Source organism: Fibrobacter sp., assembly GCA_024399065.1.
Taxonomy (GTDB): Bacteria; Fibrobacterota; Fibrobacteria; order Fibrobacterales; family Fibrobacteraceae; genus Fibrobacter.
Map to the genome: position 1 here is coordinate 97868 of JAKSIB010000005.1, position 23258 is coordinate 121125.

The 23258-nt window shown below is 42.4% G+C and carries 14 protein-coding genes; 10 read left to right on the top strand and 4 right to left on the bottom strand.

Annotated features, from left to right (window positions below):
- Positions 1 to 32: 32 nt before the first annotated feature.
- Together MJZ25_03940 and MJZ25_03945 are read left to right on the top strand one after the other, a co-directional pair.
- The gene (locus MJZ25_03940; protein MCQ2123315.1) at positions 33 to 3116 is read left to right on the top strand and encodes a hypothetical protein; all 3084 of its coding nucleotides are present in this window, start codon (positions 33 to 35) and stop codon (positions 3114 to 3116) included.
- Positions 3117 to 3119: 3 nt separating this feature from the next.
- Positions 3120 to 4112, top strand: a complete 993-nt coding sequence (locus MJZ25_03945; protein MCQ2123316.1) for a hypothetical protein — start codon at positions 3120 to 3122, stop codon at positions 4110 to 4112.
- Here the strand turns inward: MJZ25_03945 and MJZ25_03950 are convergent.
- The 4 genes from MJZ25_03950 to MJZ25_03965 all read right to left on the bottom strand — a co-directional run bounded on the left by MJZ25_03950 (position 4093) and on the right by MJZ25_03965 (position 8241).
- Positions 4093 to 4584 carry a hypothetical protein gene (locus MJZ25_03950; protein ID MCQ2123317.1) on the bottom strand — a complete coding sequence of 164 codons (492 nt, stop codon included), beginning with the start codon at positions 4582 to 4584 and terminating at the stop codon, positions 4093 to 4095. The genes MJZ25_03945 and MJZ25_03950 overlap by 20 nt on opposite strands.
- Positions 4585 to 4680: 96 nt before the next feature.
- Positions 4681 to 4905, bottom strand: coding sequence for a hypothetical protein (locus MJZ25_03955; protein MCQ2123318.1), 225 nt, complete (start codon positions 4903 to 4905; stop codon positions 4681 to 4683).
- A gap of 151 nt (positions 4906 to 5056) precedes the next feature.
- Positions 5057 to 6160 carry a transposase gene (locus MJZ25_03960; GenBank protein MCQ2123319.1) on the bottom strand — a complete coding sequence of 368 codons (1104 nt, stop codon included), beginning with the start codon at positions 6158 to 6160 and terminating at the stop codon, positions 5057 to 5059.
- Between the two features lie 563 nt (positions 6161 to 6723).
- The gene (locus MJZ25_03965; protein MCQ2123320.1) at positions 6724 to 8241 is read right to left on the bottom strand and encodes a hypothetical protein; all 1518 of its coding nucleotides are present in this window, start codon (positions 8239 to 8241) and stop codon (positions 6724 to 6726) included.
- A 348-nt stretch (positions 8242 to 8589) separates the two neighbouring features.
- Here MJZ25_03965 and MJZ25_03970 point away from each other — a divergent pair, with 348 nt between their 5' ends.
- From MJZ25_03970 to MJZ25_04005, 8 genes are all read left to right on the top strand, one after another.
- Positions 8590 to 9240, top strand: coding sequence for a hypothetical protein (locus MJZ25_03970; protein ID MCQ2123321.1), 651 nt, complete (start codon positions 8590 to 8592; stop codon positions 9238 to 9240).
- Positions 9241 to 9511: 271 nt separating this feature from the next.
- Positions 9512 to 10969 carry a DEAD/DEAH box helicase family protein gene (locus tag MJZ25_03975; protein MCQ2123322.1) on the top strand — a complete coding sequence of 486 codons (1458 nt, stop codon included), beginning with the start codon at positions 9512 to 9514 and terminating at the stop codon, positions 10967 to 10969.
- Positions 10970 to 10975: 6 nt separating this feature from the next.
- Positions 10976 to 12400 (top strand): hypothetical protein, encoded by a 1425-nt coding sequence (locus MJZ25_03980; GenBank protein MCQ2123323.1) that lies wholly within the window; start codon positions 10976 to 10978, stop codon positions 12398 to 12400.
- A 29-nt stretch (positions 12401 to 12429) separates the two neighbouring features.
- Positions 12430 to 13989, top strand: coding sequence for a glycosyltransferase family 2 protein (locus MJZ25_03985; GenBank protein MCQ2123324.1), 1560 nt, complete (start codon positions 12430 to 12432; stop codon positions 13987 to 13989).
- Between the two features lie 37 nt (positions 13990 to 14026).
- Complete coding sequence (locus tag MJZ25_03990; protein ID MCQ2123325.1) at positions 14027 to 14203, top strand: hypothetical protein; 177 nt, start codon at positions 14027 to 14029, stop codon at positions 14201 to 14203.
- Complete coding sequence (locus MJZ25_03995; GenBank protein MCQ2123326.1) at positions 14203 to 16461, top strand: AAA family ATPase; 2259 nt, start codon at positions 14203 to 14205, stop codon at positions 16459 to 16461. The genes MJZ25_03990 and MJZ25_03995 overlap by 1 nt, the downstream gene beginning before the upstream one ends.
- A 69-nt stretch (positions 16462 to 16530) precedes the next feature.
- Complete coding sequence (locus MJZ25_04000; protein ID MCQ2123327.1) at positions 16531 to 21582, top strand: hypothetical protein; 5052 nt, start codon at positions 16531 to 16533, stop codon at positions 21580 to 21582.
- A gap of 137 nt (positions 21583 to 21719) precedes the next feature.
- Positions 21720 to 23243, top strand: a complete 1524-nt coding sequence (locus MJZ25_04005) for a hypothetical protein (GenBank protein ID MCQ2123328.1) — start codon at positions 21720 to 21722, stop codon at positions 23241 to 23243.
- The last annotated feature ends 15 nt before the right edge of the window (positions 23244 to 23258 follow it).

A 23258-nucleotide genomic window follows, 5' to 3' on the forward strand; every position in this document is an offset into this window, starting at 1 on the left:
ATAAACTTAGGTAAAACTACCTAAGGGCTATTATGAAAGACAATACCTTACAGAAACTGATTGTTGGTTCAACACGTTCCTGTGGCGACGAAATTACAATCGAAGGCTATGATCCTCAGTATCATGCAAGTATCCGTTCTATCATGGAATCGGTTGATCAGAAAAAACTGAATATCGTCATCGATGAATGTGATGATGCATCTAACCCGGGTTTCCGAATCACGGCGGTGAATGAATCTACTGATATGGTAAATGTCATTCGTAATATTCTAGAAGCAGAATCATCCGTAGTCAGCGTATCTCAAGAAGATATAAACGCCGGCAAGGAAAAACTAGCTCGTCTAAAAGACAGTATTGCCAAAGCTGAAGCAAAAGAACTAAATCTTGATACGGCAAAAAAGTTAAATATGGAGTTTACGCCAGCAATACATAAAGCACTATACACTACCTTAAATCACGGTGATAGCGAAGCACACGATATTAGCAATGAAATCACCACGCTATATAATCAAAAATGGGCCCCATTGTATCGTCAAATCACCGACACTACACCGTCCAAACAGACATCAATACAGGCGGTCAAACAAGAAATCATCTCCATTAAGAATGAGGTTGACAATAACGCACTAAATGAACCGGAAGCAGAATCCAAAATTGAAGATATTGTCAATAATCAATCATCTGATTCTAGTAAAAAAACTATTTTGGCCGCACTTTCTAAGCTTGCTAAAAAGGCTTCCGAAAAGGCTTCCAACACAAAATCAAAGTTTGGCACAGTACTTCAAAACGTTGTTGCCAAATTTAACCAAAATGATGCCGACGAGCTAGACTATAACACTAATGACGATGGCGTTACAGCGAAAGATTTTATCGATTCGGTCCAAGACACAATCAAAGCGATTGATTATGCAAAGAATACCGACGACTTAGACAATTACGTAAGTAATTTGGAACTCCAATCGTGGGAAGCTGAAGCGAAAAAAACAGACAATGTCGATCTTCAGCAAGCTATTGACAAAGTCAAGGCAGCAATCGAACAAAAGCATAATAAGTTTGTTGCTAAAGAAGGTAAACAAGCTAACATCGCTAACATCAGGCTAGATGATCCGCAGGATGATACAGTAGACGCAGAAACCAAGCAAACTGCCGGCGGCAATGCACAATCTGAACAGGCAAATCAGCAAGAAGACCAATCATTTAAACAAATGGTTGAACAACTCGGCAATAAAATCGAAACACATGAAGGATCATCTGAAGACCAAATTGATCAGGATTTCATTGATTCGTTCAACGCAAAAGCTGATCAAATCGTTGGTGAAATTTCGCAAAAAGTACATACCGAAGAACAGCTAAAAGACGCTATCGAAGGTTTTAAAAATCTTAATAAAATCATTTCAGAAGAAGGAGCATACGCACCAATGAACCCAGCATTGCAGAAAATCAACGGCGCAATACAGCAGAAATCCGCTGACCTAAATAAGGCAAATAATAACCCTCAGGACCAAAAAGCTGCCGAACCAAAGGTTGACGAGATCACGCCTACCGAAGAAACACCCGAGGAATTAGTTAAGCCTACTGACGACACACCTGCAGAAGAAAACCCAGTCGAGCCAAAGGTTAACGAAACCAAGCCTACCGAAGGCAAAATACCCGAGGAAACAGTCAAGCCAGCTGGAGACAAACCTGCAGAAGAAACTAAGGTAGCAGAGACAAAGGAACCTGCTAAAAAGGAAGAACCTGTTAATATCGAACCACCGGCATCATCTGAACAACCGGCGCCGGAAAAAGCCTATGAACCAAATGAGTTCGATGAAACATACCCAGCGATATCAAAAGCAATCAAGCGTATGTCAGCCGGCAATGTAGACACAATGAATGATCTACGAGACAAGATCCAGAACAGCAAGGTATTGGAAAATGACGAATGGAAAAACGCCACCAATAATTTCACCGACAGTGCGCTTGTCGCCCAGAAGCTGATCCCGACCATCGCAAAGCATTTCGGAATCACACTGAATCGTTCAGTGGATAATGAAGGCAACCTTCACGAAGAATCGTCTAGCCAAACAGTAAAGCACGGACGTTTCGTTGTGCCACAGGGTTGGAACAAACAGCCTGAAGATTACGGTCAGGCTGCAGTGGTAACCCAGTTTGGTTTACCTATGCTAAATCTTGATTCCGAAACCATCAAAGACCTGAATAGGGAAGATTTCGATAAGGACCTCATGAAGGACTTTATCAAGGAATATCACCCGACCGCTATTGCAAATGCACTTGGAACCGGCAAAGGAAAAGCTCACCAGCGCTTGATGGCAATCCTTCAGTGCAAGGGTAAGCCATACATTCACCGAATGATCCGTGTAGACAATCCGGAATCAATCGGTGGTGAAAATTCAAGTAAAGTCACTTGCCGTCCAATTGACGAACGTGCCAAGATGGAATCCATCAACAACATCGTCGCCGCATTGGTAGAAGCAACGGCAGGACAGCACAAGGGAATCATCCTTGAAGCCGCCGAACGCACCCCGAACCGCAAATATCTTGAAAGTTTTGCCGGTTCCCGTGTGAACGAACTGATTGAATCATTCCGTGCAAACCCGGATACGGCATTGCTGGAAGCATTTGTGTATCAGAAACAGGATGAACTAGAAGCAGCATTTGATAGTAACCCAATGTTTGAAGCATTCTGGAGTGGATCACAATCTGGTTCCGTAAGCAGTGCATTCAAGGGACCTGTCGACGTAGAACTCGGCTATCTTCGCCAATTCTATACAGTAGCAATCGCATCGCCAAACCGTGAATCCGAAAAGAACCTGTACCTAAAATACTTGACCGCAGAAGATATCGCTAAGATGAAGGAATCGCTCGGAATCAAGCAGGAAGAAAACAAGAACAAGGAAGAACTGCTCAAGATGTACTTGGGCAAGAATAACAACATTCCTCCATATTACTTGCTGATTCCACGTAAGAATCCCCGTGACTTCCTCCGTATTACCAACAAGGCGGTACTCCGTGGCTATTACGTCGTAAAGCATCGTCAAGGTGGAAAGGGAGGCCATTTCGGCGCCTACTTCATCAAGGATGATTGGAAGAAGAACATGTTTGCATTGGGTTAATCTATGCAGAAAAATTTGCTGTTATCACAATTAAGCCGATATCATGCTATGCTAGAAGCCACCGCAGCCCAGTTAAGGGCTGCCGGTGACGACAGCAAAAAGCACGACATTTCATGTAATCTGGTCGGGGTATCCCCTGATCCATCAGGAAACGCCGTCCTCGAATGGAATGCTTCATCGGAATCGAACCCAAACGGCACACCACACAAGGTATATATCGATCTCATAACTAAGCCCGGTACAACCTTGTTTTCTCTTGCGCAGGGAACGACAAAGATGTCCGACAAGCAGCAAATCATCAGAAATGCCGATGTAAAGTATTTCTGTACCTGTAAGGACTTCCAATATGGCGGTCCTTGGTACAATGCAACCCATATAACGAACAGTCTATCCGAAGGTCATACCCCGGAAACAGGCGAATCGGACAGTAGTCGAAATACACCGCCAGACAAGCGAGATCCGGAGCGCAAGCATCTGTATTGCAAGCATGTCAAGACGGTTTTCACACTTCTAGGTACAAATACGCTAACTATCATGAAGATGGCCAAGAATACTGTCGTTCAGCCGCCAAAGCCTGAACAAGCAAAACAAGCCGCTCAGGCGGAACAGTCTGAACCAAATAAGCCTGTACCGCAAACAGACCCGGCCGATCGCACCGCATCAATGACTGAGGATGAATCCAAGCAAGTTCTAAACAAGCTCGGAATGATAGAATCACAGGTAAAGACACCTGAAATCCAAAAGGGACTTGATGACATGGCGGCAAACATTGAACCGGGCCAGATGACCGATGATGTGAAAAACGCTCCATTAAAAGGTCTAGTTCCCTATGATGAGCCTGATTATGTCGCTAAACAACGTGAGGAGGACGACGCAATGGATACCCAAGAACAAAAACCGTATAGCCAGTTCCCGGATTATGAAATGGATGCATCAAACTCCATGTTCGATGTTCCGCTTGATGATGACGAGGAAACTAATCCTCCGGCGCCATAGTGACTAATTCGCAGGGTGTCAAGTACGTATTATAATTCCATTGATACGTACATCCCACGAAAACACCACCAATCAAATCACGCAGAATCCTAACTGCGTGGTTTTTTGTAATCATACGGATAATATCCATATAGATCTTATCGCATTGTGAACGACCAAACGCATTAAATCCCGATCCGGCATAAAGACCGGCAAGCAGGAAAGACGCACAATTATAGTCCTTAGACCCACATTCAGGGAATAACAAGCCCATAAATGAAGGGAATGGCGATCCACTTATCGTAAACCCCTTATGGATAGTAAAATGGAACGTATCAACCATATTATGATGTCCAAACGATAAATTCAACCCAACCTCAAGGTCTTCAGTCAATTTATACCCGTCAGCAACCTTTACCATGGCCAGCTTAGAAAATTCATAGGATTGTACACTGTAAATTTCGTCATCTTCGGATAAATCAAAGTCGTTCATAAAAACCCACTGGCAATCTGTAAAAGTTTATTATGAAACTAGATCAAAAAAAGGGTTGGCAAACGCCAACCCGTAAATATTCTTATGACCTGCAAATTATGCAAACGGATTTTGTAAATTTTTATTTGCAATGGCGGCAAGTTCTGCCACGGCCATATCATACCTCTCATCAACTTCTTCATCAGTCATGTCTTCCGGATTCACGACGCTAGATTCATGTAGGACATCGAATGCTTCGCAAATCGTGTTCACTACAGATTCCATCTTTTCGCTGCCATCACTTAGGCGATTGACATAAGACTTAAACAATGCATTATCCATAAAACCACCATAGGTTATTTTACATAAGTTTATAATGCAGCGGATAGGTTTTCGCCTGACATAGCATAATCACGTTCCATTTCACGATAAATGGACTTCTCAGTGTATTTGACATACTCCCACGACTAAAGTCGTGGGATTCTGGGAGTTGCTACGGTGAGCAACATATCCCAAAGGTAGATGCCCCTACCTTACATAAGTTTCGAGCGGCATTCAGGTCTCTATCGTGATGACATCCGCAAACGGGACAAGTCCATTCACGAATAGATACATCCTTTAATAGATGATTCTGATAACCACATTCACTACATAGCTGACTAGAAGGATAGTATTTATCGGCATACATAACGGTCTTACCAGTCTTGTGTGCCACATACTCCAGTATGTTCAAGAAAGTGTTGAACCCGAAGTCATACATCGACTTCTTGTACTTCTTGGACATATTAGCTAAGTCTAGCGTCTCGAATACCATCACATCGTAGTCACGGCACATTTGCCGTGCCAGCTTCCAGTGCATGTCCAAACGCTGATTAGCCACCTTCTCATATAGCTTCTGCAATGTACGCAGCGAACCTCGTTTTCCTTTAGACCTACGGTATTTCTCCGATAAGTTCCTTAAAGAATTGAGGTTTTTTCGCAGTAGCTTTGACATACTACAATCATCACCATTAGAGGAAACCAAGAAGTCATGTAGACTGAAGTCGAAACCAACGATTTCACCCGATTTAGTCCATTCTTCGTATACTACTTCTTGCTCTACGACAATGTATATGTAGAAGCCATTACTTTTACGCTTGACGGTCAAGGTCTTGACCTTGCCATTAAAATCCCTACTATTCCAATAGGGAAAATCTTTTTTGCCTATCTTAACACGATTAAAATCATGAAACTTATATCCAGCTTGCTTGGTCGTGAACGACCTATACTTCGCAGTTTTCTGGAAATGCGGTGGATTAGTCTTCTTACCAGCCTTTAGATTGGCGAAGAACAACCGATATGCTCGGTCTATCCTGTCCGTGATGTCTTGAATTGCTTGTGAAGGAACCTCATTCCACTCTGGATAGTGTTTCTTTGACTTCGTGAGATGTTTCTGCAACTGATACTTGTTCAACATCTTATGATAGATGCTATAGTACCTACGGTGCAGAGCAATGCAATGGTTATATATCCGACCAGCAATAACAAGTATGTTGTCGAGATACTTCAAGTCATCCCGATTGTACAGCTTGTACTTGTATGTCTTCAATTCAACCATAGGCAACAAGAAATGCCAGTTAGACGCTTATTGTGGTGGTTAGCATCCAACTGGCACTCAAAGTCCGTTCTTGATATACGATAACCACCACGAAATCGCATATACTAGAAGTTTATAACATTTACAATTTAGATTTCTGGTCTTCTATGTATTTTGTGACCGTTTGCTGGCTAATATGTCCAACGGTTTCGCAATAATAGGAACGAGTCCATAATGATTTCATACTAGCCAACAATTGAAATTCTTGCCTCAATATCCTAGAACTATACCCTTTCAGTCCCTGTACTACATTTGCGATTGACTTAGTTGGCGGACATTTGATGAATATGTGGATGTGGTCTGGCATTACTTCCATAGTATCTATTGTACACGCCATTTCAGTAGCCTTCGCTACCAAAATCTCCTTCAGCCTAGTTTCTATAGAGCCACGAAGATATTTTCGCCTATATTTTGGACACCATATCACATGATATCCTATGTTATATACACAAGTTGCCGAACGATTCCATCTAGCATTCATATCTCAAATATAATACATTCATAAACTAGCTGCAAGGTTCGCATCATCCCACGGCTAAAGCCGTGGGCTTTCGGTTCAGCGTAAGATTACCCATAGCCTGATCATAGGCTTCATATTCGATTTCGGTCATCGTCGGAATTCCAAGGAAATGCAGTTCACGATCAACCAGAGCCTTAACCTTATCAGTATATTCCATTGGAACCATGATAGAATCATGCACAGTGCAGAAATGGCAACCAATCTCGGACTTGATCTTCGGGCAGATTACATTGAACACGAATACGCTTTCAGTCTTCTGCAGTTCATGGGCCAATGCCTTGTAATTGTTATGCTTGATAGCGTTGATACATTTAGTCAGTACAGGGAATTCAGTCTTCCAAACCTCTCGAATCAACCTGCGCATTTCCTTGGTATCGTTCGGGTTATATGCCTTACCAAACAGATACTCCATGAACCCCTTCTTGGCTTCCTTTCTAGTAATTTCACGGCCGGCTACAGAGGACATCCCTTCAGCAAAAAACTCGTAGATCCTTCCATTAGACAGCAGATGTTCATATTTCTGCAATTCATTGAACCAATCCCACATCACGGTATCATAGTTATAGTCATTCCAGAACGGGACCAAATTCACAAAGGTCAATGCTTCCAGATCAGATTCAGCGGTAAAATGGCCAGCCTTATTATAGCACAGATTCAGCAAACTATATAGACCTGCAGCCTGCGAAGACTTAATATCAACCTCGCCAATTCTAGATCCATCACAACGCATAGACGCCAGACGAATCTCACGCTTCAAGCTGGTGACATTAGTATGAATTCGGCCATACTGGTCATGCTTGACATACAATGCATTCTCATCGGTCTTGGCATTATCAAATCGCTTCTTCTTCTGGCGTTCGATGTTTTCCTTATAGGAAGACATTCCTTTCTGTCGCAAAGACGCAATAGTATCGTCAAATGCCTTCTCATCTATAGTAAAATGTTCCAGTTCCTCATGACACATGGCCACAATAGGGTCGTTCATGTGTCTTTGCTTGATTTCACCCAAGAACTTACCCCATTTACGAATCAAACGAGGTGTCTTGATCTTAACTGCACGCATCTTGCCAATAACACGGGCAGACCCATCAACTTCCTTCTTGTTAATGCGGGATTCGACAAAATCCTTGTAATAGCGAGCATATTCAGGTTTTAGCCAAATAGCCTTGCACAATCCCTTAGTATCGCATGAACTGACAACATACCCATTGCTTCTACCTATGAATCCAGCTGATTCGAGGAACTGCAGCACTTTGGTATAGTTATTACCTATAACATTCTTCAACACCACTGCAGAAACATTAACACACCAATGAGCAAATGGAACCTTAGATCGGCTAACCCCTTCAGAAATCTTAATAACATCAAGTCGTTCCATCAATCCATGGGTCACTATAGCCAGTGTAATCACACAGGATTCATAAAATTCTGCTGAAATCTGCTCAAAATCGTAAAATTTACGCAAATCAGTAGATATCAGGTCAGGAAGAACAAACTTAAAAGTAGAAGCAGGGTCAGTCATGTTAGCCCAAAGATAATAATCAACACTTAAGCTGTCAAGAGTTTATGAAAGATTGAAACGAAAACTATATCAAAATATCAAACTAAAACATCAAACCATCTATCAACCTATCCAAACTATTGACAAAGATCAACCAAACAACCAACCATCCCACCCCTCAAACAAAACCAAATAATTGTTTCCAGAAGACAAAGGTAATAAAGAATAAACCAAAATCCAAACCAAAGGACAAAGGAAGATAGTCGACTATCCTATCCAGTCTAGCGAAGCAAACCAAATAATTGTTTCCAGTTTGACAATAAGGAAGGAGTTTACTATTATATATGTATATTGATTAAGAGGTTTACTATGGGAGTGATTGCCAGACATTTGGACATTATCTGCATGGACTTGCATTCGTTGGATGGATACAAGGTTGGGAATAGGCCGGGTATGGCAGTGGATATGTGGCCAGTCTATAGTAATGAAAATCCTGAAGGGGTATGGAAAATACTCCGTATGATGACCTTGGTGCGTCCGAATTATAACCCTGAATATGTGTGTAATGAAGCTGTCCCGTATTTCTTGGGTGCTTTGGACCATAAGATTACGCATGACATGAATGAATTGCTGGATGGGGTAGACGTAAAGTCGATTGGGGATATCAGGGAGGCGTTGTTCTATTCTGGTAAGCGAGTTAAGCCTGAAAATGTGTTCTTTCAGACCCAGTGCCAGTATCAGCATCACAAACATTACAATCTTCTTACAGGAATGGACCATAAGGATGTGACCGCTGGGATGGTTGATCAGGGATCGACTGTTCCGGTTGACTCGGACTTGAGGTTCTGGTTCATTACACCTGAGGCGTATAATCCGGCTATTTTTGGTGATCGTAGTGATGAAAGCTGTGATAAGGCTGCTGAATATTATAATGGCCGTGGGTGTGTTGCCTTGTTCAATGATATGGTTGTTCCTCAAGTTCCCGTCATGAGGGGGAATTATGACGGTAGTTCGATTTAAGTATTATGACCAAGTCGATACGTATGTGAGCATAGAGGGATGTGATGCCAAGGAGTATCGCAAGGTAAATAATTTTATTTATACGTCCATGACGTTCTATGATACGAAGAAGGCGCATGGATGGGAGGTTCAGGAAGGGTTTTGCGATGCGTCTGAGCATTTTTACGATAACCATACCAATTTACTGCCGATAGGATTGATTCCGAGGGTTAGTAAGTTGTTAAAGACACGTTTAGGGTGTTCGATCAGGCTGGATGATGAAATCCATAAGATGTACATTCCACCAAAGGGTCTGGTTACTGAGCATGATGTTCGTGCCTATGCAGCCACATTGAAGCTGCATAACCGTGAAAAGGGGTTCGAGATTAAGCCGTATCTGCATCAGTACAAGTTGGCTGAGCGTGCGTTGAATGGACGCCGAATTTCGCTATTGGCATGTACAAGTGCTGGTAAGTCGCTGTCTATGTGCATTATTGCCAGATATCTGATGGAACGTGAGCATAAGAAAATTTTGATCGTGGTTCCGTCGACAAATTTAGTAGAACAATTGTATTCAGATTTTTACAATGATTATGGGTGGGATGACGCTGGCCGCCATTGCACCTTGATTCACAGTACCTCCAAGGATAAGTTATCCAAGAAAGAGTTGGAGGAACTGCGTAAGATGAATATCGGCGAAGAAAAGCTGCTGAAGGACATTACGATTTCTACATGGCAGTCTCTTCAGTATAAGTCTGATGAGTTCTTTTCTGTGTTTACTGCGGTATTGGTTGACGAGGCCCATTCTACAAGGGGTGTAAAGCTTCGTGATATTTTAGCTAAGTGTGTTAATGCGAATGACTTTAAGGTTGGCGTATCCGGTACACTGCCTGATGATGGGATTGATGCTGGATACATTGAATCTCAGCTCGGCCGTAAGGAAGAAATAGTTCGATTGCGTGAGTTGGTGCTTGCCGGAATTTTGACGCCGGTTCAAGTGAATGCGCTGTACATACCTTACCCGCACAAGAACCGTGCAATGATTTGCTCCCAGAAATATGATGATGAGGCTGCTATTGTTAACACTAATAGTTCTCGCCGTGATGTGATGGATATGTTGATTAAAGGTGGCCGTATCAACAAGGAACAGAATACGGTAATCTTGTTCAAGGGTATCCAGAATTTGGAGCTGATGCATGACTTTCTGAAGGAAAAACACCCGGATTTTAATTATAGTGTGATTAAGGGTGAGATCTCTGCGTTGGAACGAGAAAATATCCGTAAGTCGATTGAATATTCGACCGGAAACATTATTCTGGCTACATACGGATGTATGAAGCAGGGTGTGAATATTAAGTTGCTGCATAATCTGGTGATGGCTGATCCTGCTAAATCGGCTTACATGGTGGTGCAGTCTATCGGTCGAATTGTTCGCCCGCATAAGGATAAGAAGATGGCGTTCGTTTATGATTTTGTAGATGACGCATCCTATTATTACATGCCTCGACGAGGCGGTCCGCCGAAGATGAAGACTAACTATATGATCCGACATTTTTTTGAACGTGAGGGGTATTATGCCAAGGATGACATCCCGGTCAATGAAATTCGTTTGGATGGTTTGTATGAGGCATCTATAGATATGACTATGATTGCCGAACGCAAGAAAAAAGCTGCTGATGCGGCTGCTGCTAAGGCTGCTAAGTCTATTAGCAAGAAGAAGAATGGTTTGAAGAAAAAATTTTTCCTGTAGAGTATTATGGCTGGATTAAAGTTAAGAGAACCTGCGATTACGTCGTACCCATATGTCAGCAAGCGTGTGCTTATTGTAGACTGGGCGTCGTTGTCTTATCATCAGATGTTTTCCATGAACACCAAGTCGTCCCAGAAGCGTCTTGGCGTGATGACTGAAGATGAAGAAATGATTGTATGGCGCACAAAGATGTTCAACCGAATGGTTGAATATGTCAAGCTGTTCAATCCACTGCACATTGTATTGTGCTTGGAGGGTAAGGCTGCTTGGCGAAAGGGGTATGTGCGTGATTTTTACAGTGAACATACGAACGTGTATTTTGATAAGACGTCGTATTATGTTCAGAGTTATAATCAGGCGTATCAGGTAACAAAAGTTGCCGATGCTTTTAACGTGGTGAAGATTCCTGTTAAGCAATTTTCTATGTTTGAATCGTTGCGCTGCAAGAAGCTTGGGGAACTCCCGGTTGATAAGCAGAATATGTTGTGGGATATTTCTACGTCAACAGGTACGCCTATTATCCCGTCATACAAGGGCAAGCGCAAGGCGGCTTATTGGCCGTTCATGACCGATAAGCGTACGTGGATGAATTACAAGGATGAGTTCGCTAAAGAACTTGCACCGATGTTCAGGGCCCGTGCGGTAAAATGTGACTGTGCCGAAGGCGACGATATGATTTATGCTTCGGTTCAAAAGTTTGCTGGCGATGCGGATGATGTTATCATATTGACCCGTGACTCGGATATGTCCCAGATTGGACATCCGAAGGTAAAGATTTTTAACCACGAGACTGGTAATTTTACCAAGTGCATTGATCCTAAGAAATATCTGGATGCCAAGGTATTGGCTGGTGATTCTTCGGATAATATACCGGGTATGGCTTTTGTTGATAAGAAGACTGGTTCGATTGTGAAGACCAAGGCGAACATGATTGGGGAGGGCGATGCTACCACGTTGATGGATAATTGCCCAAACATATATTCTGTTGCTAAGGCCAACGGTTGGGATGAACAATACCTTAGAAACCGTAAACTGATCGATTTGTCTATGGTTCCTGACGAGATCAAGATGAAGATTGATATGGAGCTATCTGTCGACGAGCCCGAGGTTGGGCCTTTGGACAAGTGTACCGAATGGGGTGTCCCTAAGACCAAAATTGACTATTATCAGCTGCTGAAGACGTTTGGCTTTTATGCGTTATTGCCGTATGATTATGTGATTGCCAATCCGTCAAAATTCAGGGGTGAACTGTTTGCTGAACAGGAAAAGGAAGACCAGCAGGCTGAACTAGATGTAAATGTGGTTGAACTCGATGATGTTGCCGGAAAGTTCGCTTCACCTGATTTTAATCTTGATACTGGTAATTCTGCCGATGATGGATTTGGCTGGGACTCCGGTAGTGCCAATGATGGTGGCTTTAGCATCTTTTGATGTAATTTAATCATCGAAAGTGAGGATCTATGATTTCAGAAAAGATTAATTGTTTGGTACGTGTTAATGGAAATAACGCAGCTGATTTTAATGAATGGCTGGAATACCATATTGCACTTGGATTTGATGGTATCTTTGTATTTGATACTGGAATGCGTACTTGGCTTGAAGGTGTCTGTGACAAATATAGAGGCTTAGTTGTTCTGGTGCCTCGTGAAGATTGGCGTCTGAAACGAACTATTATCAACAGTTATTCTCGACGTCGTCAGGCACCGGAATGGTTTATCAGTCTTGATGATGATGAATATTTGTGGCTTGACATGAAGAATTACAAGAATGTGCGTGAGTTGTTGACTAAGTACGGCAATGATGCGTTGTCTATTTATGTGAAGTACCTGTCATCCGAAAAACCTATGCGTAATCGTGTTGGAACAATGATCGATTGTTTTACCCATTCTAGACCGGATCCTCAGGGTTTCGTTGCGCCGAATGCTATGACGCCGAATACTGCTGTTACATTTGTTAAGATTACTAAGGAATGGCTGCGTACAAAGTCTACCGATTTAATGGTGAACCCTATTACCCCGAGTGCAACCAGATGGATTGATACTAGTGGCATGCATATGAATTACGGCCGCATTTCTGCGTATTTGGGTAGCAAGACATATTCGCCTGTGTCATTCCCGGTTCGATGCTATAAATATGCTTTGAAGTCTGGCATTGAGATGGAATTCAAGGAAGGTACCTGTCCGTCTGGTTATGTGGTATCTGATCTTAGTATGCAGGAAGCTCGTGCCAGATTGCTGCGGATTCCTGTTAATCCTGAAACTGAAACGTTGTTTGCTAAATCTGACTCTGCGTTGTCTGCCGATACGGTTGTTGTACGTGAACCGTCTGCCGATTTGAAAAGTGAACTGATGCTCCCGATAACTGCTGGTAAGATCGATGAAATGATCCTCGGCGGTAAGTATTTTGAGGATGTCGTTGAATTCTTGAACAGCAAGAATGCATCGTTTGATTCTGATGTGTTGTCTAAAGTATTTAACCGTGAACGTGAAATGATAATTTCTAGTTCTGGCATTTATCGCAAGCTGTATGAATTGATCAATGCTGGCGTTAATGACATGGATATCTTGCATGAATTGAAGGTAAGCAAGATGTCTCTGGCCCGTATGAAGAATTGTCTGACGGTATTAGACATCGCTGGATATGATGAAGAGAAGGCTGCTGCAGCGGCGGCCGACCGTCAAGTCATGGCTGCTGAAGCTGAAAAGATTGTCGCTGCGGATAATATGAAGGAATTGACGGCTGCGTTCGAGGAAAGTGTGTCTGCCACTAAGATGACGGCGGAGGAACATGCTGAATTTGAAGCTATTGAGACTGAAAAGAAGGCCAAGAAAAAGGCTAGTTCTAAGAAGTCTAGAGCCAAGAAGAAGAAGGCTGACGCTGAAACACAGGCTGTTTTGGATTCACAACCCGAAGTGAAGCCTGAAGAACCTGTAATGCCTAAAGACACTGGCATTAATGATGATCCTGATAGTACCGACCTTCTTGCCAACGTCGATCTTAGTGCGTTCATGAATAAGTAGGTTTGACGGTCGGCGCCATTGTTTCTATTATTTGAGTATGGCTGATAACATACCACCAATGATTGAATTGTTTCCTGCCGAGGAATTCGGCAGGATGTTGATGAATATAGACAGGTTTGATATGGAAAATCCTAAACCTGATAAAGTAAACGTCGATAAGTTGGCTGATCTTGTTGATGAAGTTTCCGAGCATATTATCGAGGATAATTTATAATGCATAAAATTGTGTTTAAAGAATTGACATTCCGTAATTTTATGTCTTACGGAAATAACGTAAATAAGTTTACGTTTACTGATGGCTTGATTTGGCTGCATGGCGATAATGGTTTTGGCAAGTCCACTATAGTTGAAGCCATGATGTTCGCCTTGTTTGGTGTATCATACAGAGGCGGCAATAAGGCTGATTTGCGCAATTCAAAGAATTGCATTCGTGATGAAAACTGGACTGATCCTATTCCTGATACTGAAGTGAATCTGGTGTTTGATATGGTTTCGCAAACCGAAACTGAATCATACCGTGTCATGCGTTCTCTGGTTGGCAAAAAGGATACTACAAAATTTGTCATTGAAAAGTTGGAAGGTGACCAGTGGGTTGTTCAGAATAAGCGTGCCGGGTATAGTCAGAAGGATTTTGAAGAGGGTATCCTCCAATTCAATGATGTTTTGTTCAAGAACGTCATTGCGATGAATACACAGGAAACCATTCCGTTTATTATGATGCCGGCGGCAAAGAAGCGTGAGCTCCTTGAATCTATTATTGCCATGTCGTTTGATAAGTGGAAAAAGTGCAATGGTAAAAAGTCGTCTGAAGCAACCATGGCGTTTGGTATCGCTGAATCTGATATCCGACAGTATGGCGATGAAATTGCCAACCTGAATACGATTTATCAGAAGATGAAGGATGAACGTGCTACTAACGTTGCTGACATGAAAGACACTGTCGCTAAGCTTAGAAGCGATAATGATACGCTTAATGAACAGATGTCTGAACTGAACAAACAGAAAGATGCGCTTGAGGCAGAATTGACTGAATTGCGTAGGCAGTTGGATACTGAATATAGCGTCACACAGGAGATTCAGTCGTTGGAGTTGCTTTCCGATGATATTCAGCACTTGGATAACCTTCGTGCCGAGGAAGCTGATTATGCCAAGCAGTACGATGAGAATTTGGCTACATATAATGCCATGGATCCTGCCGGTGTCAAGGCTGCGAAGGACGCTGCCCATCAAGAATACATCGATGCGTTGCATGATAATAGTCATGAACGGAACATTGCGTCTATCAACGCTATGATTACTATGCTTACTGATCAGTGTAATCAGATTATTGCGGATGGTAAGCGGCAAATTCCGGGTGAGCCGTGTCCTACATGTGGTAAGCCACGTACCGAAGAAGAGGCTGAAGAGGCGAAAATTAAACTGCGTGCTCAGCTTACTGAGAAAAAAGCTGAATTAAAGGGCCAGCAGGCTAAGCTTGATGCTGAAGTTGCTGCGCTTGAAGAATATAAATCACGAGTTTCGGCTCTTCAGGATGCTGATAACGCTGCAGCTGAACGATATGATGCGGTAGTTTCCTACAATAATACATCAGTTCAGCCTATTTTGCGTTACAAAGAGTCTATTTCTGCTAAAATAAAAGGCGTTTTGAATCGAATGACTCAAAGCGGCATAAATGATGTTGCGAAAGCGGTAGAAAAATTGACTGAGTTGCGTGCAGTTAAAGATGGGTTTGTAAAGATTCGTGCGGATTTTGATGCAAAAGCCCCGGGAATGGTGGATTTTATGTCAAAAATCTCTACGATTATTGCTAAAGTCGATTCTAATAACCAGAATATTTATCGTCTGGAAGATGATATTAGACATGCCGAGGAGAATACTGATGATTCTATCGCTGAAATGGAACGTCGTATACAGGCTGCCGAATCAAATAGACGGGATGCCGAGAATCGGTTGCACGACGCCAGTGATACATTAGCCATTTGCAAAGCGATCACGGCAATATGTGCTGATACGGGCTTGAAACAGATGCTGTTTAGTTATTTTGTGCCTGAATTTAACAAGGCTGTTCAGAAGAATCTTATTCAGGCGAATCTGCCGTTTATCATTACATTTGATGATTCGATGAATTTTACGTTTACAAGCATCCCGGGTTTGGCATCACGTTATGAAATGCTTTCTCAGGGTCAGAAGCGTAAGGTCGGCTTTGCGATTTCTATGGCGTTCAGGGACTTTGTTTCGCTTATCGGTAATTTCTCTGTTAATTTCTTGTCGTTGGATGAGGTCCTTGACATTTCGACTGATGACAACGCCATGAGGGAAATGCTTGATCTTGTTAAGTCTATGGTCGCTGATATTGGGTGCGCAGTCGTGATAACGCATCGAGGCGCCGCCGTGGCAGACAAGTTCGATTATTCACTAGGTGTTACGTACGATGGGTTGTATTCTCGCCTAGAGGATCTGAAGGAAGCTTAATATTACCCGCCGAAAGGCGGGTTTTTTGATGTAGATTATAAACTGTAGTCGTAAAAGTGAGATAATACGATGGCAGAACCATTATTTGATTTTGAACAATGCTACCTAAACAAGGTGTTACATACTGAGATCAATGTAGATATCAGTGGGTTGAACCTGAAGTCTAATCCAAGTTCTACTGCGGATAATGAAGATGGTAGCGCTGATGAAGTGAACATGAACCAGTACATTACAAATAATGTGATGTACCGTGTTTCTCGAATGGTTGTGACGACTGCAGCTGGTTCTTTTATTGCTGGCGAACAGGATACCATACGTTTTAATATCACTTACCAGAATCCTGACAATCCTAGCGATGATTCGACCGCTTCCCCGGATACCCCTAAGTCTGCCGCAGAACTTGAAGGTGAAGATTTTGATGATATGACCAAGATGTATCGAAATGTATACACTGGCATTGGGTATTCAATCGATGATTTGTGCGCAGCCGATATTTTGCACATACCCGAATCAAAACGCATGATGGAACCTACGCTGATTAATAGCGGTGTACAGGAAGATGGTATTACCCGATTGAAGATCACATTTAGGCACGAAAGTAATGGTGCAATGACTAATGATCCTGTAAGTCAGGTTGTTATTTATGTAACACCTCGATTTAGATTGCAGAATCCGTATTTGGCTGCACTTAGCCGCAATAATCATCCTGCATATGGAACAGATTTTGATTCGGCACCATATTATGCGGTTCCGTCGCAGAGCCCTGCGTTTACAAACGTTGATCAGAATATATGGCATATGAAATCAGTCAAGGATTTGCAGCGTCTGTATGGTGCGATTGGCCTGATGGATTCAGGCGAACGTTATCCGGGCTTTGAATGGTATTCGGATCAGCAATCGTCGGACCCTACCGCTGTTATTTGGTATGATACTTTCAGGCATCGTATAAAGGCTATGGCTGATATCATGAATGAATATGGGATCGGTATTGATGTCACGTATTATGATGATAATTATAAAGATGAAAAGCCTGACACTTTAAAGGACGCCACAAAGGCTGAATGGAAACGAAACCCGTTTAGAGCCCAGTCAAAACATTATAAATATTTGATGGCATTGGATAAGCTGGATTGGACAAAGACATATATTCCGACTAATGCTACGTTCTCACAGGTCTATGGAAGCGGTGCCTTGAAAAAATTCTTTGACAAGGCATTAGAGAGAGGCGTTATAGCTGACATGAGTGGAAGTGGTGTGACTGCCGTTGTACCGAATATGGTGGATGTTTTCAAGTCATACTATTATCAGGCGAATGAATTGGCGGATGCTTTCAACAGCAAGTATTTTAGCTTGTATGGAAAGTTAATGGATTTTAAGGGAGTCCAGACATTCATGAGTTCATCGCTAAAGCGGAAGTTACGCAAAGAGCGATTGGCCTATAAGGTTAGTGCTGTTGATGAAGGACTCAGTCCATCTTTTGCTGTTGATTTGACGTCATTCTATAAAATGCTACTGAGTAGTGGAGTTAATGGCAATTATGCTACTGATTGGAAAACTGGTTCGACAACGCTTGATAAATCTAATCAGTCTGGGCACATATTGCCACGAGCGTTATCACAGTGCTATGAGATATCCCGTGTGGTTCATATAGACTTGTCTGATCAGACTAGTCCTAAAATGGTGTTTGAAACGTATCCGGCTGATTTGTTAGTGACATCAAATAAAAAAACATCTGATGTACGTGATTTGCTGTATTCGACTACCGCAGACCGAATTCGTAGCCATACGATGGGCGCCGATTCCGTATATTATGACTGGGTTATTGATACGGAAGAAATGACGTTGGATGAAGTAAAGGAACAACTGGCGGAATATTATACGTCAGTATATAATAAGCTTCGTGACCTTGATGACGATGATGAAGGCTATGCCATATTTTATCCAAACGAAGTTGTTGTAAATATTTATGATCCTGAAGATACATCATCTGATAATGACGATAAGGATATCATTCAAGTTAATATTCCATATTCAGAAACGGCTTCATTGCATGCCGAAGTAATGCCGACGTTTGATGAATTAAAAAGATATGCGGTAGAGGCGTATAATGTTCAGCATAATCAAAAACCGGCCAACGCCAGTGAAACGTATGGGTTAGTTGAATTTAATGGTTCGTGCTTACAGTATATAAAGAAGTGCATCGCATACATGAATGCGTTGACTGATCCAAGTACGGTTGCCGATATGGATGTCAAAACAATTGCGTGTGATCTTACTGAGGATGCTAATCGTACGTATCAGGTCATCAAATGGTCTGAATGTAGTACGCCGGGTAATCCGATTTCATATCTCGATTATGACCCATGCTATAAAATAGAAGAAAACGTAAGTAAACTAACGAATCTAGATATCGACCATTGTGTTAATTTTGCTGAAGATACTATGGCTGAAGTCATTGATGAAATTGAAAGTATTTTGACGCTTCAGTCGTTAGTGTTAGGGGCGGCATATCTTGTGTGGGCTAAGGTTCGTGTCAAACATTTGGAACGTGAATATAACAGACTCATGAATATCATTGATAAGATCAAATGGTATCAGTTATATACAAATGAATCTGTATTCGAAAACAAGACGTTTGTTGGCGATAGGGGTAAGTTTGGCAATAAACTGTATATTCACATGCCGGGCCGACTGTTTGTTCCGGTTGAAATGTACAAGAAAGTGCGTAAGAAGTATAAGGTCCTCGGATTTTTTACCAGACATAGAATGGTTAAGGAATCTATTGGTGTTCGATGGGCGGAAATTAAATTTGTTGATAATAATGTATTCTCCGCATACCCGATTAATAATAATGAAACACGCCAATTCTATCCGATTGGAAAGTATGCTACGATAACTAAGGCTACTTTATCGGAGGATACCAAGTCTGGTATTCTTGCTGGCAGTCATACATTGTTTACATTTGACGTACCGTTAGAAGATGATCCTGATTTGCATTTGACTGGCGGCGATATAACAAAGTTTACTCATGGTGATTTGGTGATGACTGACGCCGACGGTGTCGAATACGGCGTTGTCTATAAAAATAACTCACAGGTGTTTACGAGTTTTGATGTTGACTTGGATGAATTTGTGTCTGGTGAACAGGTATTTGTTCATGGAATTTATGTGCCGTTGGATCCAACTGAATCGAATGATGACCAGTCTTCCATTCGTGTTGAATATAAAATGCCGTACATCCCGACGGATAGTGAAATTAAACGTTGGGCATTTATGAATTATGGACCGTTCGACCAAAGCAAGTATGCTGAACAGAGTCGAGAGGTTCCGGCGGATGGTACCCGTCCTGATGGCTGGCGTATATTTAGACCGAGTTCAAAACGAATTGGCGATCTTCGAGCCAGTATGGGTATTTATGATGCGGTTGCTATTTTAATGGGTATTTTGCGAAACCACTATGGCGCCAATCGTGTCGAACTGATCGAAACTATGCGTTCATTAGATGATCAGGAACGTATTTGCAGCGGTTCGGAGGAAAGTAAGTTCCTATCTTGGCATAATTATGGGTTGGCTGTTAAAATTATGATCAATGACGCCGAAACCGGTATGCCGATTCAGGATAAGACTGAAGATTGGTGGGATTTGATTAACATTGCTGAAGCCTTTACCGAAGCTTGCCGTAATGGAGCATTTGGTAAGCCTTTGAATGTGGTGTGGTGCGGCCGTTTGGTTATGGGTGCAAATAACTTTGTGTGGGAATTTTTACCTATTGGTGTCGGCCATAAGGATGCGCCTAAATTCCGTGAGGCTCTGTTGAATCAGGAAGACCCTGTTGCTTCTTTTGGGTATATAGATGTTGATGCGGCTGGGTTTGTGTATGATCGCAAACCGACTGATAAGGTTCCGTACGTGCTTAGTGGCGGGACTGTGTATAAAAATGCCGAAATAATCAATGGCCATCATTATGTAAGTCCTAAGAATATTCGTAATTATACAACACCGCATAATTTGGTGTTGCTGAATATACTCGAATTTTTGAATTTGGTGGAAACTAAGATGGGGGCAAATGGGTCCAAGCTAGAAAACGGGGCGACAATGTCGAGCTGGATGGCTTTGAATCCTGAATCTTACCGTCAGCTTATCATGTATTTTGGTATGACCGGAAGTATTTCTGCTGCTAAGGCTTTGATTGGTGGCGAATATGTTGAACGATATCAAAATATTGTGGATACTAAGTTCTCTGAAAATTATGTTGTCATGGTAAAGCAGTTCCTCGGTAATTTGTATGATGACGCTAAGGTACTGATCAATGATATCGGTGATGGTGGTGCATGGATTTCGCTGCGTGATGGTAAGATTCATGTTAAGGTTACCGATATGATACCTGACTATAATATGAGTTTTAAACAGCATTTCCATGGAACACAACAGGTAACTCCGTCTAAGCGGCTTCAGGGTATGTGGGTGAAGGGTGTCTTCTATACGACAGAAGAACTTGAAGCGATGAATTATGAAGTCGAGACCGTAAGCGAATATGCCGTTATCAAGGGATATGGTGTCGATGGCGAGGTAGAAGGTGGCGATGCTATGACACTCCATGCTTTGCTCGCTTCTCAGATCAAGAAAGAGTTCGATAAAGTAAGGTCTCAGTTTAATGACTATGGCGGCCAATTGATGTTTGACCATTATGTTGATGGCCCGAATTATAAAATGGCAACCATGCTGGAAAATGAATTTGGTTTGATTGTAGCACAGGATTTGATGTCATTTGATCGTCTGCGTGCTATGATGAATCGAGGCATTATCAATAGCAATGCGCAGATTTCAACTGATGGTACGGTTAACGGAGCCGGCGTCAATGAAGAGGATAGTATCAGCGACATAGATAACTGGGGTACTAAAAATAATGGCGATGATGGCGGATATGGCAATGAACAGATGCCAGAATCTATTTACGAAAAGGTCGTATCTAATGCCATGCTGAGCGGGGCCCGATATGCTAAGCTTACCGGCGAACATGTACAGGTTAATGCTCGTGTATCCAGTATGACTATTGAACAGATGTACAAACGAATCCAGCAGGGTCGTTCGTACGTTGCCAATGATATTTTGAGCCGTTAAAACCTGAGCTGACGTATAAACTGTAATAAAAACGGTATTATATGTCAGCTAGAGTCATTATTAAGAAATATACAGGTAAGGATGGCGATTTTGGCACAGAAGTGTCATCTATCGGCTTAAAGCGTATTGATACATGTGTGCCTTCAGTATATAGTTCTGAAGGATTGGCTCATCCGGGTGAACCGGGGAAGACTATTCCTGCTGATGATGCTAGTGACGCACGTATGTACTGTATCTATCGTCCGGATACTATGGATTGTCATGCATATTCGATGGAAAGTGTATTTAAGATCCATTTAATCGAGGCGCCGGATGTTCAGTTGAGTAATATTCGAATTTACCCGGTAGGTGAAAGACCACGTAATCCGCATCCAGCGATTCTACGAATCGGAAATTCGATTTCATATTCAAGGCCGACAGACAAGAAATCTTCGATTGCGGTTAATGACATCTGGGATTATAGCAAGGAACATCCATTCTACCTGACAGTGAGCGGTGTATATGGACAGTGCCCGGATCCTCAGCTAGGCAAGACCGATTATGTTGTCGAATATAAGGATTTTGGCTATGGAAATGTGATCTGTCTTGATGGTGTTCGACAGCTTCTTGTTCCGGTTGCTACACGAAGCGATAAGGATCAGGATATTGTCGTTACGTTTAGGGATAATACATTCTTACCGGCCGATGCTGGGTTCTCTTGTATTGAATTTAGGGCTGCCGTCGAAGATGTCCATCATCCGGGTCTGCTGATTCCGGGTGATGTAATTCCAGCAAAGTATGTTGAACTTGATCGTGTGACTGAGGCTGATGGTCGTGTTCGCCCGTATATTAAGCTGAAAGTTAAGGTTAAGGACGAAGGCATTGATATGATGTCGACAGAACCCGATAATCCATTCCGTTATGGCTTGTTCTATAAGATTCCGGGTGACGACACCGATCCTCGTTTTAATACAGGTCATCAGATCATGTGGGTATATATGGATGGGGTTACACCGGGTATGGGTAGTCCGTCATTTGTACCTATTGGCTACGATCCGAACAAGAATCCGCATGAGCTGGTGTGGAATAAGTGGTTTACACAGTCTGTAAACGACTCCAATTCGCATGTACTTGATGAAAGTTTGATTGCGCCGCCGGAAAAGCCTGTGGAATATTACGACATTGAAGTATTGCCTGACCCTGATTGCCATGGACACATGAGTTACGTTGTTAATGGGGTATTCAGACCACATTTGCATTTTGAAATTAACAAGATTTACCGCTTCAAGAATCACTCGGGGGCCCAGTTCCCGCTTCGATTCATCGGAAATCCGCATTCACCTGTCGCAAATGCGGTGGATGATGTTATTACCGATGGCGTGATTGTTCTAAACGGATGTACCAATAATGAGGAACTTATTGTGAATCCAGAGGCTATCTTGAAGGCTGGTAAATGCGTTAACGCATATCAGTGTGTTTGTCATCCGGCGTTGGGAAATCATGTGTTCAACCATCAGTTGTTCATGTGCGGGCAGTATAATATGAAGCGTGTGAACGGCGGGATCTATAACCCGCTCCTTGCTGGCGAGACTGATTATGTCTATCTGCAGCTGGATGTTGCTGGTGATACCGATCCGGGTTATTGCGTGCCTGACATCATGATCGAATATGACGAAAATTAGCGTTCCGAGAAAAAA

Bases quoted from the DNA above. Each gene is read 5' to 3' on its own strand.
- MJZ25_03990 (MCQ2123325.1), top strand. From the start codon at position 14,027: ATGGCTGATAACATACCACCAATGATTGAATTGTTTCCTGCCGAGGAA.
- MJZ25_04000 (MCQ2123327.1), top strand. From the start codon at position 16,531: ATGGCAGAACCATTATTTGATTTTGAACAATGCTACCTAAACAAGGTG.
- MJZ25_03970 (MCQ2123321.1), top strand. From the start codon at position 8,590: ATGGGAGTGATTGCCAGACATTTGGACATTATCTGCATGGACTTGCAT.
- MJZ25_03960 (MCQ2123319.1), bottom strand. From the start codon at position 6,160: ATGGTTGAATTGAAGACATACAAGTACAAGCTGTACAATCGGGATGAC.
- MJZ25_03965 (MCQ2123320.1), bottom strand. From the start codon at position 8,241: ATGACTGACCCTGCTTCTACTTTTAAGTTTGTTCTTCCTGACCTGATA.
- MJZ25_03975 (MCQ2123322.1), top strand. From the start codon at position 9,512: ATGTACATTCCACCAAAGGGTCTGGTTACTGAGCATGATGTTCGTGCC.
- MJZ25_03980 (MCQ2123323.1), top strand. From the start codon at position 10,976: ATGGCTGGATTAAAGTTAAGAGAACCTGCGATTACGTCGTACCCATAT.
- MJZ25_03945 (MCQ2123316.1), top strand. From the start codon at position 3,120: ATGCAGAAAAATTTGCTGTTATCACAATTAAGCCGATATCATGCTATG.
- MJZ25_03940 (MCQ2123315.1), top strand. From the start codon at position 33: ATGAAAGACAATACCTTACAGAAACTGATTGTTGGTTCAACACGTTCC.
- MJZ25_03995 (MCQ2123326.1), top strand. From the start codon at position 14,203: ATGCATAAAATTGTGTTTAAAGAATTGACATTCCGTAATTTTATGTCT.
- MJZ25_03955 (MCQ2123318.1), bottom strand. From the start codon at position 4,905: ATGGATAATGCATTGTTTAAGTCTTATGTCAATCGCCTAAGTGATGGC.
- MJZ25_03950 (MCQ2123317.1), bottom strand. From the start codon at position 4,584: ATGAACGACTTTGATTTATCCGAAGATGACGAAATTTACAGTGTACAA.
- MJZ25_03985 (MCQ2123324.1), top strand. From the start codon at position 12,430: ATGATTTCAGAAAAGATTAATTGTTTGGTACGTGTTAATGGAAATAAC.